This window comes from Pseudoxanthomonas sp., from assembly GCF_035999195.1.
GTDB lineage: Bacteria > Pseudomonadota > Gammaproteobacteria > Xanthomonadales > Xanthomonadaceae > Pseudoxanthomonas_A.
In genome coordinates this window covers 77,373-92,600 of the sequence record NZ_DASYGY010000009.1, presented here as the reverse complement: position 1 = coordinate 92,600, position 15,228 = coordinate 77,373, and the positions used below count along the sequence as shown (strand labels likewise).

General features: G+C 68.7%; 15 protein-coding genes. 3 read left to right on the top strand and 12 right to left on the bottom strand.

All coding sequences use genetic code 11. From position 1 onward, the window contains the following. Nucleotides 1-55: 55 nt before the first annotated feature. On the bottom strand, nt 56-1,513 hold the full coding sequence (gene guaB, locus VGN58_RS07720; RefSeq protein WP_327482715.1) for an IMP dehydrogenase: 1,458 nt from the start codon (nt 1,511-1,513) through the stop codon (nt 56-58). A gap of 198 nt (nt 1,514-1,711) precedes the next feature. Next, nucleotides 1,712-2,569, bottom strand: coding sequence for a bifunctional methylenetetrahydrofolate dehydrogenase/methenyltetrahydrofolate cyclohydrolase FolD (gene folD / locus VGN58_RS07715; RefSeq protein ID WP_327482714.1), 858 nt, complete (start codon nt 2,567-2,569; stop codon nt 1,712-1,714). Between the two features lie 69 nt (nt 2,570-2,638). On the opposite strand from folD, the gene VGN58_RS07710 reads away from it, so the two are divergent. Both VGN58_RS07710 and VGN58_RS07705 read left to right on the top strand, forming a co-directional pair. After that, on the top strand, nt 2,639-2,935 hold the full coding sequence (locus VGN58_RS07710; protein WP_327482713.1) for a DUF1244 domain-containing protein: 297 nt from the start codon (nt 2,639-2,641) through the stop codon (nt 2,933-2,935). Then, nucleotides 2,928-3,725 (top strand): alpha/beta hydrolase, encoded by a 798-nt coding sequence (locus VGN58_RS07705; RefSeq protein WP_327482712.1) that lies wholly within the window; start codon nt 2,928-2,930, stop codon nt 3,723-3,725. The genes VGN58_RS07710 and VGN58_RS07705 overlap by 8 nt, the downstream gene beginning before the upstream one ends. A gap of 6 nt (nt 3,726-3,731) precedes the next feature. On the opposite strand, the gene VGN58_RS07700 is transcribed toward VGN58_RS07705, so the two are convergent. The 3 genes from VGN58_RS07700 to VGN58_RS07690 all read right to left on the bottom strand — a co-directional run bounded on the left by VGN58_RS07700 (nt 3,732) and on the right by VGN58_RS07690 (nt 6,717). After that, nucleotides 3,732-5,573, bottom strand: coding sequence for a monovalent cation:proton antiporter-2 (CPA2) family protein (locus tag VGN58_RS07700; RefSeq protein ID WP_327482711.1), 1,842 nt, complete (start codon nt 5,571-5,573; stop codon nt 3,732-3,734). A gap of 25 nt (nt 5,574-5,598) precedes the next feature. Then, nucleotides 5,599-5,850: a hypothetical protein gene (locus VGN58_RS07695; protein ID WP_327482710.1), complete on the bottom strand. Its 252-nt coding sequence runs from the start codon at nt 5,848-5,850 to the stop codon at nt 5,599-5,601. Nucleotides 5,851-5,943: 93 nt separating this feature from the next. Further along, nucleotides 5,944-6,717 carry an SDR family oxidoreductase gene (locus VGN58_RS07690; RefSeq protein WP_327482709.1) on the bottom strand — a complete coding sequence of 258 codons (774 nt, stop codon included), beginning with the start codon at nt 6,715-6,717 and terminating at the stop codon, nt 5,944-5,946. A 194-nt stretch (nt 6,718-6,911) separates the two neighbouring features. Between VGN58_RS07690 and VGN58_RS07685 the strand changes: the two genes are divergently transcribed. Then, the gene (locus VGN58_RS07685) at nt 6,912-7,769 is read left to right on the top strand and encodes an AraC family transcriptional regulator (RefSeq protein WP_327482708.1); all 858 of its coding nucleotides are present in this window, start codon (nt 6,912-6,914) and stop codon (nt 7,767-7,769) included. Here VGN58_RS07685 and moeB read toward each other — a convergent pair whose 3' ends face one another. The 7 genes from moeB to pilW form a co-directional block, all read right to left on the bottom strand. Then, a complete protein-coding gene (gene moeB, locus VGN58_RS07680; RefSeq protein ID WP_327482707.1) occupies nt 7,770-8,924 on the bottom strand; it encodes a molybdopterin-synthase adenylyltransferase MoeB in 1,155 nt (384 codons plus the stop codon). An 18-nt stretch (nt 8,925-8,942) separates the two neighbouring features. Next, nucleotides 8,943-10,160 (bottom strand): gephyrin-like molybdotransferase Glp, encoded by a 1,218-nt coding sequence (gene glp / locus VGN58_RS07675; RefSeq protein ID WP_327482706.1) that lies wholly within the window; start codon nt 10,158-10,160, stop codon nt 8,943-8,945. After that, the gene (gene der / locus VGN58_RS07670) at nt 10,157-11,557 is read right to left on the bottom strand and encodes a ribosome biogenesis GTPase Der (protein WP_327482705.1); all 1,401 of its coding nucleotides are present in this window, start codon (nt 11,555-11,557) and stop codon (nt 10,157-10,159) included. Before der ends, glp begins: the two co-directional genes overlap by 4 nt. A 181-nt stretch (nt 11,558-11,738) precedes the next feature. After that, nucleotides 11,739-12,917: an outer membrane protein assembly factor BamB gene (bamB, locus tag VGN58_RS07665; protein WP_327482704.1), complete on the bottom strand. Its 1,179-nt coding sequence runs from the start codon at nt 12,915-12,917 to the stop codon at nt 11,739-11,741. Then, nucleotides 12,914-13,549, bottom strand: coding sequence for a YfgM family protein (locus tag VGN58_RS07660; protein ID WP_327482703.1), 636 nt, complete (start codon nt 13,547-13,549; stop codon nt 12,914-12,916). Before VGN58_RS07660 ends, bamB begins: the two co-directional genes overlap by 4 nt. Before the next feature lie 61 nt (nt 13,550-13,610). Then, nucleotides 13,611-14,432, bottom strand: a complete 822-nt coding sequence (locus VGN58_RS07655; protein ID WP_327482702.1) for a RodZ domain-containing protein — start codon at nt 14,430-14,432, stop codon at nt 13,611-13,613. Then, nucleotides 14,429-15,208: a type IV pilus biogenesis/stability protein PilW gene (pilW, locus tag VGN58_RS07650; RefSeq protein WP_414710816.1), complete on the bottom strand. Its 780-nt coding sequence runs from the start codon at nt 15,206-15,208 to the stop codon at nt 14,429-14,431. Before pilW ends, VGN58_RS07655 begins: the two co-directional genes overlap by 4 nt. Nucleotides 15,209-15,228 lie beyond the last annotated feature (20 nt).

Here is a 15,228-nt window from a genome sequence, read left to right as displayed (position 1 = left end):
GCCTCTTGCTCTTGTCGAATCTCGAATCCCGAATGTCCAATCCCGCGCATGGGCATCAGCCCATGCGATAGTTCGGCGGTTCCTTGGTGATCTGCACGTCGTGCACGTGGCTCTCGCGCTGGCCGGCGCCGGTGATGACCACGAACTTCGGCTTGGCACGCATCTCTTCGATGGTCGCGCAGCCCACGTAGCCCATCGTGGCGCGCAGGCCGCCGACCAGCTGGTGGATGATGCCGCCGACCGAGCCGCGGTACGGCACGCGGCCTTCGATGCCCTCCGGCACCAGCTTGTCGGCATCGCTGGCATCCTGGAAATAGCGGTCCTTGGACCCCTTCTCCATCGCGCCCAGGCTGCCCATGCCGCGGTAGCTCTTGTAGCTGCGGCCCTGGAACAGCTCGACTTCGCCCGGCGCTTCCTCGGTGCCGGCGAACAGGCCGCCGATCATGACCGTGGAGGCACCGGCGGCGATCGCCTTGCCGATGTCGCCCGAGTAGCGGATGCCGCCATCGGCGATCAGCGGAATGCGGTCCTGCAGCGCCTCGGCGACCATGTCGATGGCGGTGATCTGCGGCACGCCGACGCCGGCCACCATGCGCGTGGTGCAGATCGAACCCGGGCCCACGCCGACCTTTACCGCGTCGGCCCCGGCATCCATCAGGGCCAGCGCGGCATCGCCGGTGACGATGTTGCCGCCGATGACCTGCAGTTGCGGGAAGCGCTTCTTGACCCAGGCCACGCGGTCCAGCACGCCCTGCGAATGGCCGTGCGCGGTGTCGACGATGATGACGTCCACACCCGCAGCCACCAGCGCTTCGACGCGCTGGTCGGTATCGCCGCCCACGCCCACCGCGGCGCCGACGACCAGGCGGCTGGCGCTGTCCTTGGCGGCGTTGGGGTTGTCGGTCTTCTTCTGGATGTCCTTGACGGTGATCAGGCCGCGCAGGTCGAAGGCATCGTTGACCACCAGCACCTTCTCGATGCGGTGCTTGTGCAGCAGCTGCAGGACTTCGCCGTCGCTGGCGCCTTCGCGCACGGTGACCAGGCGATCCTTCTTGGTCATGATGTGGCGGACCGGATCGTCGAGCTTCGTTTCGAAGCGCATGTCGCGGCTGGTGACGATGCCGACCAGCTGGCCGCCGTCGACCACCGGCACGCCGGAGATGTTGCGGGCGCGGGTGAGCTTGAGTACCTCGGCGATCGTCGTCTCGGGCCCGACCGTGAAGGGCTCCTTGATGACGCCGGCCTCGAACTTCTTGACCTTGGCCACTTCGGCGGCCTGCTGCTCGACGGTCAGGTTCTTGTGCAGGATGCCGATGCCGCCCAACTGGGCCATGGCGATGGCCAGGCGCGCTTCGGTGACCGTATCCATGGCGGCCGAGACGATCGGCAACTTCAGCCGCAGTTCGCGCGTCAGGCGCGTTTCCAGACTGACATCCTTGGGCAGGACGGTGGAATGGGCGGGGACGAGGGAGACGTCGTCGTACGTCAGTGCTTCAGCCTGGATGCGCAGCATCGGCGGGCCCGGGACAGTTGGGGAAGCGCGGCATTATACCCTGATCGGCGCGGCTTCCGGCGGGTGCTCCGGACGGAACGATGCATTCCCGCCACGGCCCACGAGGATGAGTGTGTGGGAGCGACGTAAGTCGCGATGAAATCCTCGGACTCCCCTATCGCGACTTACGTCGCTCCCACCACCCGCAGAGAGCATCGCTCAGAGGCCCGCTTCGGCGGCTTCCAGCGTGTTCTGCATCAGCGTGGCCACGGTCATGGGGCCCACGCCGCCGGGGACGGGCGTGATCCAGCTGGCCCGCTCGAACGCGGCGTCGAAGCCGACATCGCCCACCAGCCGGCCGTCGTCCAGCCGGTTGATGCCGACGTCGATGACCACCGCGCCCGGCTTGACCCATTCACCGGGAATCAGGCCCGGCTTGCCGGCCGCCACCACCAGGATGTCCGCATCGCCGACCCGAGCCTGCAGCACGTCGCGGGGGGTGAACTTGTGGCAGCTGGTCACCGTGCAGCCGGCGATCAGCAGCTCCAGCGCCATCGGCCGGCCGACGTGGTTGCTGACGCCCACGATGGTGGCGTTGCGGCCCCGCACCGGCTGGTCCGTATAACCCAGCAGCGTGGTGATGCCGCGCGGCGTGCAGGGACGCAGGCCGAACTGGCGCAGCGCCAGGTGGCCGACATTGGCGGGGTGGAAGCCATCGACATCCTTGCGCGGATCGATGCGCTCGATCAGGCGGGTGGCGTCGGGAATGCCCGGCAGCGGCAGCTGCACGAGGATGCCGTGGATCTTGGGGTCGGCATTCAGCCGGTCGATCAGCGCGAGCAGCTGCGCCTCCGAGGTGCCCGCCGGCAGATCGTAGTCGAACGCCTCGATGCCGACTTTCTCGGCCGCGCGACGCTTGTTGCGGACGTAGACCGTGGAGGCGGGGTCGCCGCCCACCAGCACCACCGCCAGGCCCGGCCGGCCCTGGCCGGCGGAGACGCGCGCGTCGACCCGGACCTTCAGTTCGTCCAGCAGGTTTTCGGCGATACGGCGGCCGTCGAGGATTCGGGCAGTCATGGGGAGGCGCGGTGTAGAGTCCGCGCGTATTGTCCCCGATTCCCCCGCCCCAACGCGACCCATCACACCATGACCGATACCACCGCCCTCGACGCCGCCGCCTTCCGACGCCTGCTGCAGCATCTCAACCAGGATCGTCCCGACGTGCAGAACATCGACCTGATGACCCTCGCCGGCTTCTGCCGCAACTGCCTGGCGGACTGGTACCGCGAGGCCGCGCAGCAGGCGGGCATCGCGATGGACAAGGAGCAGGCGCGCGAGCGCGTCTACGGCATGCCGTTCGCCGACTGGAAGGCACGACACCAGCGCGAGGCCACGCCGGAGCAGTTGGCCGCCTTCAAGGCCGCGCAGGAACGGCATGGCTGAGCGTCGCGCGCGTCGCGTGATGGCGTGGCTCCTGGGGCTGGCGATCGTCGCCTACCTTGCAGTGTGCGCCCTGCTCTACGCGCAGCAGCGCCGCCTGATCTATTTCCCGCAGTTCACGCGGGTCGCCGCGGACCAGACCGATATCGCGATCACCCGACCCGATGCCGTCCTGCGTGGCTGGGTCGTCACCCCCGGCCGCCGCGATGCGGTGATCTACTTCGGTGGCAATGCCGAGGCGGTGGACGCCAGCCGCGGTGCGTTCGCGGAGTGGCTGCCCGACCGCACGGTCTATCTGGTGGCGCATCGCGGGTACGGCGCCAGTGATGGTGAACCCTCGGAAGCCGCCCTGCTGGCCGATGCGCTTGCGGTGTACGACGACATCGTGCATCGCCATCCGGAGGGCGACGTGGCCGTGATCGGCCGCAGCCTGGGAAGCGGGGTGGCGACCCACGTGGCGTCGGAGCGCCCGATCAGGCACCTGGTCCTGGTGACGCCGTTCGACAGCCTGGCCGCCGTCGCGCAATCCCACTATCCGGCATTCCCCGTGGGCCTGCTGCTGAAGGACCGCTACGATTCCGCGGCAAGGCTGCCGCGCCACGACGGGCGACTGCTGGTATTGAGAGCGGGCCGGGATAACGTCGTGCCGCCGCCGCACACCGACCGGCTGCTGGCATCGTTCAAGGGGCCGGCACAGGTCGTGGATTTTCCACGCGCCAGTCACGACGACCTGTCATCGGATCCCGGCTACTGGCCGGCGCTCCGGACGTTCCTCCAGCGCCCCGGCGACTAGTGCCGGCTACTCCTCTTCTTCCTCGCCGATGATCTCCGCGGCTTCCTCGTTGAGCGCCTTCGCTTCGCGCTTGGGCTTGGTGAACGGGGTCGGCGTGGGTTTGGTGTGCTTCGCATTGCCATACAGCGCCGGGATGCCGGAGCGCAGGTCGCCACCGGCGATCTCCAGCTCTAGGCGCTCGGCGTCGCGCCGGCGGATCTCCAGGGCGATGGCATCGGCATCCTCGCGCGCGATGCCGACGCTCATCAGCGCCGCCTTGCCGAACTCCACCGCGGACTCGAACGTCTCGCGGATCTGGTAGTCGACGCCTGCGCCGATCAGCGCCAGCGAATGCTCGCGGTCGAAGGAGCGCACCAGCACCTGGGCCTGCGGGAACTCGTGCTTGACCAGTTCCACGATGCGGCTCGCGGCCTCCTTGTCGTCGATGCAGATGGCGATGGACTGCGCGGTCTGCGCGCCGCAGGCCCGCAGCACGTCCAGCCGCGTGCCGTCGCCGTAGTAGATCTTGAAACCGAACTCCTCGGCGCTGCGGATCATCTCGATGTCGGTGTCGATGATGGTCACGTCCACGTCGCGCGCCAGCAGCGACTGGCTCATCACCTGGCCGAAGCGGCCGAAGCCGATGATCAGCACGCTGCCGCTGAGGCCCTGCGCTTCCTCGATGCCCTCCATCGAAGGCGTGTCCGGATGGGTGAAGCGGCGCAGCACCAGCACGAAGAGCGGGGTGAGCGCCATCGACAGCACGACGATGGCGGTCAGGTTGGCGTTGACCGTGGCGTCGATGATGCCCGCCGATGCCGCCGCGGCGAACAGCACGAACGCGAACTCGCCGCCCTGCGCCATCAGCACCGCGCGGTCGAGCGCCTCGGCGTGCGCGCTGCGCGTGACGCGCGCGACCGCGTAGATGCACAGGGCCTTGACCACCATCATCGCGAGCACGGCACCGACGATGAGCGGCCAGTTCTCGGCCACCACGCCCAGATCCAGCGCCATGCCGACGCCGAGGAAGAACAGGCCCAGCAGGATGCCGCGGAACGGCTCGATGTCGGCCTCGATCTGATGGCGGAAGGTCGACTCCGACAGCAGCACGCCAGCGAGGAACGCGCCCATCGCCATCGACAGGCCACCCAGCTGCATCAGCAGCGCCGCCCCCAGCACGACCAGCAGGGCGGCCGCCGTCATCACCTCGCGCGCCTTGGCGGCGGCGAGAATGCGGAAGAACGGATTGAGCAGCCAGATGCCGGCCGCGATCAGGCCACCCAGCGAAGCCGCCGCGATGCCGATGGACACCCAGCGCGATCCCTCCTCCGGCTGTACCACCTGCGGCGACATGAAAGCGACGAGCACCAGCAGGGGGACGATCAGCAGATCCTCGAACAGCAGGATCGAGACCACCTTCTGCCCGTTCGGCAGCGCCACGTCGCCGCGTTCGGCGAGCAGCTGCATCACCACGGCGGTCGACGTCAGCACGAAGCCCATGCCGCCGATGAACGACACCGGCAGCGGATAGCCGAACAGCAGGCCCACCCCGGTCAGCAGCAGCGTGCAGACGGCGATCTGCAGCGCGCCCAGCCCGAAGATCTGCCTGCGCAGGCTCCACAGGTGGCTGGGCCGCATCTCCAGGCCGATCACGAACAGGAACATCACCACGCCGAGTTCGGCGACATGCAGGATCGATTGCGGATCGGTGAACCACTTCAACCCGAACGGGCCGATGGCCAGGCCTGCGGCCAGGTAGCCCAGCACCGACCCCAGGCCGAGACGCCGGAAGATGGGAACGGCGACGACGGCGGCGCCCAGCAGGGTGACGACACTGACCAGTTGGCTGGCACCGGATTCTGCACTCATGCGGGGAGTCTACCGGATGCGCACGTCACGCCTGCGGGCGCGCGCGGGCCAACCATCGCGCGAGCGCGACCGGTACCACGAAGATCAGCAACTGGATGGGCAGTTCTTCGCGCAGGCTGTAGCCATGGGACATGCCGGTCTGCAGGTTCCACACCACCACGAGGGCCCACGCGACCGCGAAGCCCACCAGCATGCGGACACGCCACGCCGGACGCGCCGCGCCTACCAGCAGGCCGGCCAATGCCAGGCCGACGACGATCAAGATCAAGGTGCGCATGCGTCCTCTCCTTTGTTTCGCGTATGCAGGGCGCCCACGTTATCGCATGGGCGCCCTGCGCGACATCGACGGGCGCGTGCTGGCCGGGATCGCCTATTTCGTGGTGTAGCCGCCATTGATGAGGATGGTCTGGCCGGTGATCCACCAGCCATCGCTGACCAGGTGGCGGATGAATGGCACCACGTCCTCGATGTCGGTCAGGCCGGTCTTGCTGTGGGGCGACAGCGCCGCCGCGGTCTTGTGGTACGCCACGGCGTCCGCCCCTTCGGCAGGATAGAAGAAGGGCGTGTCCATCGGGCCCGGGCCGACGGCGGTCACCGAGATGCCGCGTGCACCGAACTCCTTGGCGGCGGCGCGGGTGAAGTGCTCCACCGGCGCCTTGGTGCCGGCGTACGACGCATAGAACGGTGTGAACGCGCCCAGCAGCGAGGTGACCAGCGTGACCACCTTGCCGTTGTCGTTGACGTGCTTGCCCGCCTCCTTGAGGAAGAAGAACGCGGTCTTGGCGTTCACCGCCGACATGTCGTCGTACTCGGCTTCGGAGATCTCCGCGATCGGCTTCTTCAGCACCTTGCCGACCGTGTTGATGGCGATATCGGGACGACCGACGGCGGCGATCGCGTCGGCGAACAGGCGCTCCATCGCATCGGCACGGGTCAGGTCGCCCTGCAGGGCGACCGCCTTCGCACCGGCGGCCCGGACGGCGGCGACCGTCGCCTCGGCGTCGGCCCTGCTGGCCGCGCTGTTGTAGTGGATGGCGACGGCGCGGGCGCCCTGCCCGGCCAGGTCGCGGGCGATCAGGCCGCCCAGGTTCTTGGCGCCGCCGGCGATCAGGGCGACCTTGCCGCGGATGGAATGATCGATCATGGAGTGCTCCTACAGGGGTTCAGGACAGGAAGGCTCCGCTCGGCGCGCCTCGAGTAGGCAGCCATGCGGAACGGTCCTAAGATGCGTGCGAAGCAGTCCGTCCGGCTTTCACGATGTCCGATCCACTGTCAAATTCTCCGGCGCACGATGGATGGGAATCCTCACGCGAGGCGACCGGAGTCGCACCGGCGGCGATGCCGCCCTACGCGGTGCTGGCGCAGGCGCATTGGCCGGGCGTGGAGTTTCTGGTCTGCCGCGAAGACATCCGGCAGCGCACGCTGTGGGCCATCGACCAACCGCGCCATACGGTCATCGTCCACCTGAGCGGCACGATGCGCGAGCTGGATACCGAGATCGATGGCGCCGGGGCGACGCACGCGCCGCCTTCGCCCGGCGACATCTGGCTGGTGCCCGCCACGCGGCGCTATGCGAGCCAGGCGCGCGGACAGGTGATCACCTACGCCGAGTTGCGCCTCTCTCCCCTGGCCGAGGTGGAAACGGGACACGAGACACGGATGCCACTCGAGGACCTGATGCCGCGGCTGGGCCACCGCGACGAGTTCCTGCACTACAGCGTGGCGCGACTGGGCCGGCTGAGCCAGCAGTGCGACGACTTGTCGGTAATGATGGCCGACCGGTTGCAGCGGGTACTGCGCCAGCATCTGTACGACGGCTACCGGTTGCCGGTAGCGGCAAGGCCAGCGCCGGCTTCGTTGTCACCGCAGGTGGCGCGTCGCCTGTGCGAGTACATCGAAAGCGCGCTGGACCAGCGCATCACGCTCGCCGGGCTGGCCACGCTGGCCGGCATGAGCGTGCACCGGTTGCTGATCGCATTCCGCCGCAACTTCGGCACCACGCCGGCGCAGTACATCCTGGCGCAACGGCTGCGCCGTGCCCGCTGGCACCTGCTCAACGGCAACGCCGATATCGCCGACATCGCCCTGGATTGCGGCTTTGCGAGCCATAGCCATCTGAGTGCCGCGTTCAAGCGCGACACCGGCATCACGCCCCGCCAGTTCCGCGAGGGGCTGCGCATGCGCGCCTTCGACTGATCAGGCGGGCCGGCAGAAGGCCGCGTAGTCGATGTAGCCGGGGAACGGTCGCCCGGCCGCGCAGACCGGGCAGTCCGGATCGTGGCGCAGGCGGGTCTCGCGGAAGCGCATGGCCAGCGCGTCGAAATGCAGCAGGCGGCCGGCGAGGGTTTCGCCGGTACCGAGCAGCAGCTTGATCACTTCGGTCGCCTGCAGCAGGCCGATCACACCGGGCAACACGCCCAGCACGCCCGCTTCGGCGCAGTTGGGTGCGAATTCCGGCGGCGGCGGTTCCGGGAACAGGCAGCGATAGCACGGCTGCCGGCCGCGATGCCGCCCGGCATCGAACACGCTCACCTGCCCCTCGAAGCGCTGGACGGCGCCGTACACCAACGGCTTGGCCAACTTCACGCAGGCATCGTTGAGCAGGTAGCGTGCCGGGAAGTTGTCGGCGCCATCCAGCACCACATCCACGTCCTCCAGCAGGCGCTCGACGTTGTCCGCGGTGACGCGTTCCGCCAGCGCCTCCACCTGCGTGCGCGGATTGAGCGCCGCCAGCGTCGCCTGCGCCGATGCGACCTTCGGCTCGCCGATGCGGGCTTCGGTATGCAGGATCTGCCGCTGCAGGTTGCTGCGGTCCACCACGTCATCATCCGCGATGCGCAGGTGGCCCACGCCGGCGGCCGCCAGGTAGAACGCCGCCGGCGACCCCAGCCCACCCGCGCCGATCATCAACACCCGCGATCGCTGCAGGCGTTGTTGCCCGGCGACGCCGACCTCGGGCAGCAGCAGGTGGCGCGAGTAGCGCTCGTTGAAGTCGCGAGCGTCGGCGGACAGTGCCGGAACGACGACCGGACGATGCTCTTCGATCCAGCGCGACGTGCCGCCGGCGACGGACGCAAGACGGGAATAGCCCGCTGCCTCGAGTGCGCGCGCCGCTTCCATCGAGCGGCCGCCCTTCTGGCAGATCAGCACGACGCTGGCATCGCGATCCGGCAGGTGCGCGGCGGGATCGCTCTCCAGCAACGCCTTCGCGATGCCACGCGCACCCTCGGCCTGTCCGCTGGCGCGTTCATGCTCCTCGCGCACGTCGATGAACACGCTGCCCTGCGCGAGCAGCGCGGCAACGTCCCGGGGTTCGATTTCGCGGATGGCCATGCGGCGATTATCGCGCAAGTCGCGACGCCGTCCGCTTCAGCAGGCGATCACGTCGACGACATCGCCCGCTTCGAACACGCGCGGGCCTTCCGGCAGCACGATCAGCGCATCGCTGTCGGCGGCGGCGCGCAGCTGGTGCGAGGCGTCGGCGGCGTTCGGCATCACCTGCAGCCGGCCGTCGGGCATGGCAGTCAGTCGGCCCCGCAGGAACTCCAGGCGTTCGTGCGTCTTGCGCCAGGGCGCGCCCAGCACTGCGGTCCACCGCGGGCGCGGCTCGCGGCGGCGCTGCAACCCGTCGAGCAGTTCGCGGCCGAGCGTCAGGAAGGTCGCCAGCACCGAGACCGGGTTGCCGGGCAGGCCCAGGAACAACGCACGGTCCATCTCGCCGAACAGCAAGGGCATGCCCGGCTTCATCCGCACCTTCCAGACATGGATGCGGCCATGCGTGGCCAGCAGGCCGGGCAGATGGTCCTTTTCGCCCGCCGAGACGCCGCCGCACGTGATGACCACGTCGAAGGCGGCCGCCGCATCGGTCAGCAGGGTGGCCATGCGTTCCGGATCGTCCGGCAAGGAGGGCCATGCTGTCGGCTCCAGGCCGTCGGCGCGGAGCAGGGCCATCAGCAGCTCGAGGTTGCTGTTGTAGATCTGGCCGGGTGCGAGCGGCAGGCCGGGCTCGACCAGTTCGTCGCCGGTGGTGAACACCGCGACGGTCGGACGCTGGGTAACGGCCAGCGATGCGGTGCCGAGCGCGGCGGCGAGCGAGACCCGGGCCGGCGTCAGCACCTGGCCTTCCTGCAGCACGCGCACGCCCACAGGTACGTCCTCGCCGGCCCGGCGCACATCGGCGCCGGGCGACAGGCCCGCCGGCACGCGGACGATGCCGGCGTCCTCGACACAGTCTTCCTTGATGGCAACCGTATCGGTGCCGGGCGGCAACGGCGCGCCGGTCGTGATGCGGACGCACTCGCCGACGCCGATGTGGCGTTCCCTCAGGCGACCCGCGAACTGCTCGCCCGCCAGCCGCAGCGACGTGGTGCCGCCGACCGACAGGCTGGCGTGCGCAAAGGCGAAACCATCCATGCGGCTGTTGTCGAATGGCGGCAGCGCGATCGGCGAGACGATGTCCTCGGCCAGGATGCGGCCGCCCGCACGCGTGACGGGTACGCGCTCGGCCTTCAGCATGCGGTTGGCGGCGACGTCGCGGACGATCCCCGCGGCGGCGGCGAAATCGACGCGGGTCGGATACTCCGTCACTTGCCGCGCTTGACGTGCCGGATCAGGCGGCGCTTCTTGGCGATCTGCTTCTCGGTCAGCACGTTCTTCTTGCCCTCGTAGGGGTTGGCGCCCTCACGGAACACGAAGCGCACGGGCGTGCCGACCAGCTTGAAGCGTTTGCGGAAGAAGTTCTCGAGGTAGCGCTTGTACGACTCCGGCAGCACCTTCAGGCGGGTGCCATGCACGATGAAGGTCGGCGGATTCGCGCCGCCCGGGTGCACGTAGCGCAGCTTGGAGACGTGTCCGCGGATGCTCGGCGGCGGATTGGTCTCGTAGGCGATCTCGAGCGCCTTGTTGACCTCGCTGGTGCCGAATTCCTTGGTCGCCGACGCATGCGCGCGGTGGATCGCCTTGAACAGTTCGCGCAGGCCCGAGCCGTGCAGCGCGGAGATCCGGACCACTTCGGCCCACTCCACGAAGCCCAGCTTGCGCGCCAGCAGGGCCTCGGCCTGCTCGCGCTGGTAGGCGGTCAGTCCGTCCCACTTGTTGATCGCCACGACCAGCGCCCGACCCGCATCCAGCACGGCGCCGAGCACGCTGGCGTCCTGGTCGGTGACGCCTTCGGTGGCGTCCAGCAGCAACACGGCCACCTGGCACTGTTCGATGGCCTGCAGCGTCTTGACCACGCTGAACTTCTCGACGGCTTCTTCCACCTTGCCCTTGCGGCGCAGGCCGGCGGTGTCGATCAGGCGGTACTGGCGGCCGTCGCGCTCCATGTCCACGGAGATGGAGTCGCGCGTGGTGCCCGGCACCTCGGAGGCGATCATCCGTTCCTCGCCCAGCAGGCGGTTCACCAGCGTGGACTTGCCCACGTTGGGACGGCCGACGAAGGCCACGCGCATGCGGTTGGGATCGGTATCGAGGCCGGCGGCAGCCCCCTCTTCCGGCAGCCGCTGATGTACTTCCTCAAGCAGATCGTCGAGGCCCTGGCGATGGGAGGCGGAGATGGTGATGACATCGGCGAAACCGTAGCGGGCGAAATCCGCGATCGCCGTGGTTTCGTTGATGCCGTCGATCTTGTTGATGACCAGCAACGTGGGGCGCGCGGCCTTGCGCAGCCAGGCCAGGATCTCGTCGTCGAGCGCGGAGGCCCCTTCGCGGCCATCCACGATGAACAGCACAAGGTCGGCTTCTTCGGCGGCCGCCCGCGCCTGGCGCGCCGTCGCGCCGGCCAGGCCTTCTTCCTCGCCGGCGATGCCGCCGGTATCCACCACCAGGAACGGCGCGTCTTCGTCCAGGCGGCAGACGCCGTAGTTGCGGTCGCGGGTCACGCCCGGCTGGTCGTGCACCAGCGCGTCACGCGTGCGCGTCAGCGCGTTGAACAGGGTGGATTTGCCGACATTGGGACGGCCCACCAGGGCGACGAGGGGCAACATGCAGGGAGCAACCGTGAGGATGAGGGGCGCCGAAGGCTCGCCGTCGCGCGGAGGGCGCGACCGCTCCGGTCGGTCAAGGGGCCGCCATGGTAGCGGAATACGCCCTGCTCCGCGAAAAAGGGCCGCAATGCGGCCCTTTCCGGAAGCACGAAGGGAGCGGCCGAGCCGCTCCCACCGCCGATCACTTGAAGCCGAATGCGGTCAGGCCGCCTTCCACGTCCTGCACCAGCAGGATGCCGTCGGCGACGACCGGCTTGCCGCGGATGGCCTTTCCACCGACGCGCGCGCGGGCCGCCGCCTCGCCATTGTCTGTCTTCAGCCAGTGCAGGTAGCCATCGTAATCGCCCACCACCGCGTAGTCGCCATGGATGGTCGGTGCCGTCAGCGAGCGCCGCGCCAGCGTGGTGTTCGACCACAACGCGCTGCCGCTGTACTTGTCCAGACCCCAGACCGTGCCCGCGGGGTCCGCGACAACGACCGCACTGCTGGTCACGCCCAAGCCGCCGGCACCACCGTTGTCGCGGGTCCACAACGGACGGCCGGACGGGCCTTCGAGCGCGACGGTTTCCTTCTTGAAGCTGGTGACATACAGGGTCGTGCCCTCGAGCACGGGGGCGCCATCGACGTCCGCCATGCGCTCCAGTTCGCTACGGCCTTCGGGCACGCCGACCGTCTGCGTCCACAAGGGGCGACCGTCGTTGCCCGCCAGCGCCGTGACCGTGCCGTCGTCGTTGCCGACGAACACCACGCCCGGACCCACGACCACGGGCGCGTTGCCGCGCACGGTCAGGCTGGGCAGCTCGTTGTTCCAGAACCAGCGGCGCTCACCCGTCTCGGAGGAGAGCGCCGTGATGCGGCCGTCGTTGGTGCGGACATAGACCATGTCCTGACCGATGGCGGGAGCCGCGATCACCTCATTCGGCACCTTGACCTGCCACTTCTCCGCACCGGTCGCGGCATCCAGCGCGATCACCTGGCCATCGAGCGTCCCGACGACCACCAGGCCCTGCCCGGCACCCGGACCGCCCGAGAGGCGGAGATCGGACTTGGCGTGCCACACCTGCTTGCCCGTCTGCAGGTCGAGCGCGCGTACGCCACCTTCGACCGCGGCGGCGTAAACGCGGCCGTCGTCGACCACCGGCACCTGCTGCAGGCCGAGGCGCTGCTCGCCCTTGCCGATATTCGCACTCCAGAGCTTGGCGACGGTTGCCGTCGGCGTGAAGTCGACGAGCTCGACCGGATCGACCGGCTTCTCGCCTTCCTTGTCCTTGCCGGAGAACCAGCCCTTCACGGTGCTGCAGCCACCCAGCGCGGCAATGAATACCGTGGCGGCGGCCAGGCGTACCAGCGCGCGCGTCATGCGGCACCTCCGGTCTTCGGTGGCGTGCCACCGGCGTCGATCAACTTCAGCTCGACCAGACGACGCTGCGGCGACACCGCATCCAGCGTGGTCAGCGCGCGGGTGTAGGCATCCTGCGCTTCCTTGGCCTTGCCGGCGGCCAGCAACGCATCGCCGCGCACTTCCAGACTGGAGGCATCCTCGGCCTTGTCCAGCGCCTTCAGCGCTTCGTCGTGTTTACCGGCATCGATCAGCAGGCGTGCGAGGCGCAGGTTCACCAGCGGCCGCAAGGCATCGTCGGGAGTCAGCGAACGCAAGGTGGCGATGGCGGCATCGCGTTCGCCCGCCTGCACCTGCGCCTTGGCCAGTTGCAGGCCGGCGACATCGGCATAGAGCTCGTCTTCCTTCATCAAGGCGCTCACCGCGCCCTGCGCCTGCTTGAGGTCGCCCTTGGCAAGACCTTCGGTCGCACTCTGGTAGCTCTGGTACGCCTGCTCTTTCTTGCCCGCCTGGTCCTTCTGCCACCACTGCCAGCCGAAGATCACACCCAGACCCAGGACCACGCCGCCCAGCAGGCCGGCACCGTTGCTCCTCAGCCAGCTGCGGACACGTTCGCTTTGTTCGTGCTCGTCGAGCAGATCATCAATCGCCATGCGCTCTCTTGCCCCGTCTCAGGCGGGGTCTCGGTCTAGGTTGGACAAACCCGCACGCGGGTCAGTCAACGACCGGCGCCAGGGAACCCTCAGAGGATACCGTAAAGCGTGCGACGTTCGCTCGCAGGTACGGCGCCAGATCCACCGTACTCCCCGCTTGCTGAACCTCGACCGCCGTCGCATCGCCCAGCTTCACGCGGCCGACTTCGCCCTGCGCATAGCGACGCTCGTCGCCGGCGCGCAGCAATGCGTGCTCGAGCTTGCGTCCGTCCGGAGCGTTCACTTCGACCCAGCTGTCGCCCTTGAACGACAGCGACAGCCACGGCGCCGACGCGCGCGCCAGCGGCGCCATCGACGCCACGAACGGCGCGGCCTGCGGACGCGTGCTGGCGCGTGGCGCTTCGGCGGCCGGTGCCTTCCCGGCTTCGGACGAACCAGGCACGACGTCGAGCGACGCTGTGGTCGCATCAGGATCGGAACCCACGGACTGACGAAGCCCCATCCACACCGGGGTCGCGATGACCATGGTCAGGACCACGTAGACAGCGCGCCGCTTGAAACTCTCGAAGAAGTACTGGAAGCGCGGCGTGTGGCTGTGGCTGACCAGTTCCGCCGGCCTGGCCACTGCCGCGTCGGCCTGCTGCAGAAACGGCTCCACGTCCATCTTCAGCAGGCGGCCGTAACTGCGCAGTTGCCCGCGCACGAACACGGCGCCACCGGACTGGTCCCACTGCCCTGCTTCCAGGGCCTGCACCACCTTCGCCGGCATCTTCAGGCGCTGGCCCACGTCCTGCAAGGACAGGCCTGCCTGTTCACGCGCCGACCGCAACGCCTCGCCGCACCCCTGCGGCGGGGACACATCCCCGACTACCGATTGCATCATGGCCCTGCATTTCCCCCGGTTGTGACGTCCTGCGCGTCGGGGAACTCCGCCCGATTCCGCTGAACATATCGACTGGCAGCGGCCTTGTCGCCGAGTCTGTCCTCGATTTGTGATGCGAGTTTCAACACGGCGGCCGTCGCCGGCCCCGCCGCCAGCCTGCGCTCCACGAAAGCACGGGCGGACATGTATTGCTGCCTGTCGAATTCCAGCTCGGCCATGGCCTCCAGCGCAACGGTATTGGCGGGCTCGATGGCGAGCACCTGCCGCAGATCGCGGGACGCCCGCTCGCTCTGGCCAGCCTTGAGCGCGCAACTGCCCGCATTGGCCATGGCCGCTGTCGGCGTGGCATAGCCCGGCGCCAGCACCGCGCGGTCGAACCAGACCAGCGATTCGGCGGCGAAGCCATTGGAGCAGAGCCAGGTGCCGTAGTTGTTCTGTGCTGCACCCTGCCCGGGAGCGAGTTCGGCCGCGCGCCGGTAGTGCTGGCCCGCCAGAACGGCATTGCCACGCCGGTCCTCGATGATGCCCAGCAGGGTCACCGCGTCGACCGAACCAGGATCGAGTTTCAAAGCGGCACGGACGTCCTTCTCGGCCGCCTCGGGCTGCCCCGACTGCAGCCGTTGCACGGCCCGCGCGAGCAGGGTCTGTACGGCCTGGCGCCGCTTCACTTCCGGACTGTCGCTGACCGCGTAATCCTGGGCGACCTGCTGGCCGGACAGATGCTCCATCCGGCCCTTGGTGCCCATGAAGGGAAGACGACTGCAGGCGGTCGCCAGCATCAGCAGGATCAGCAGCA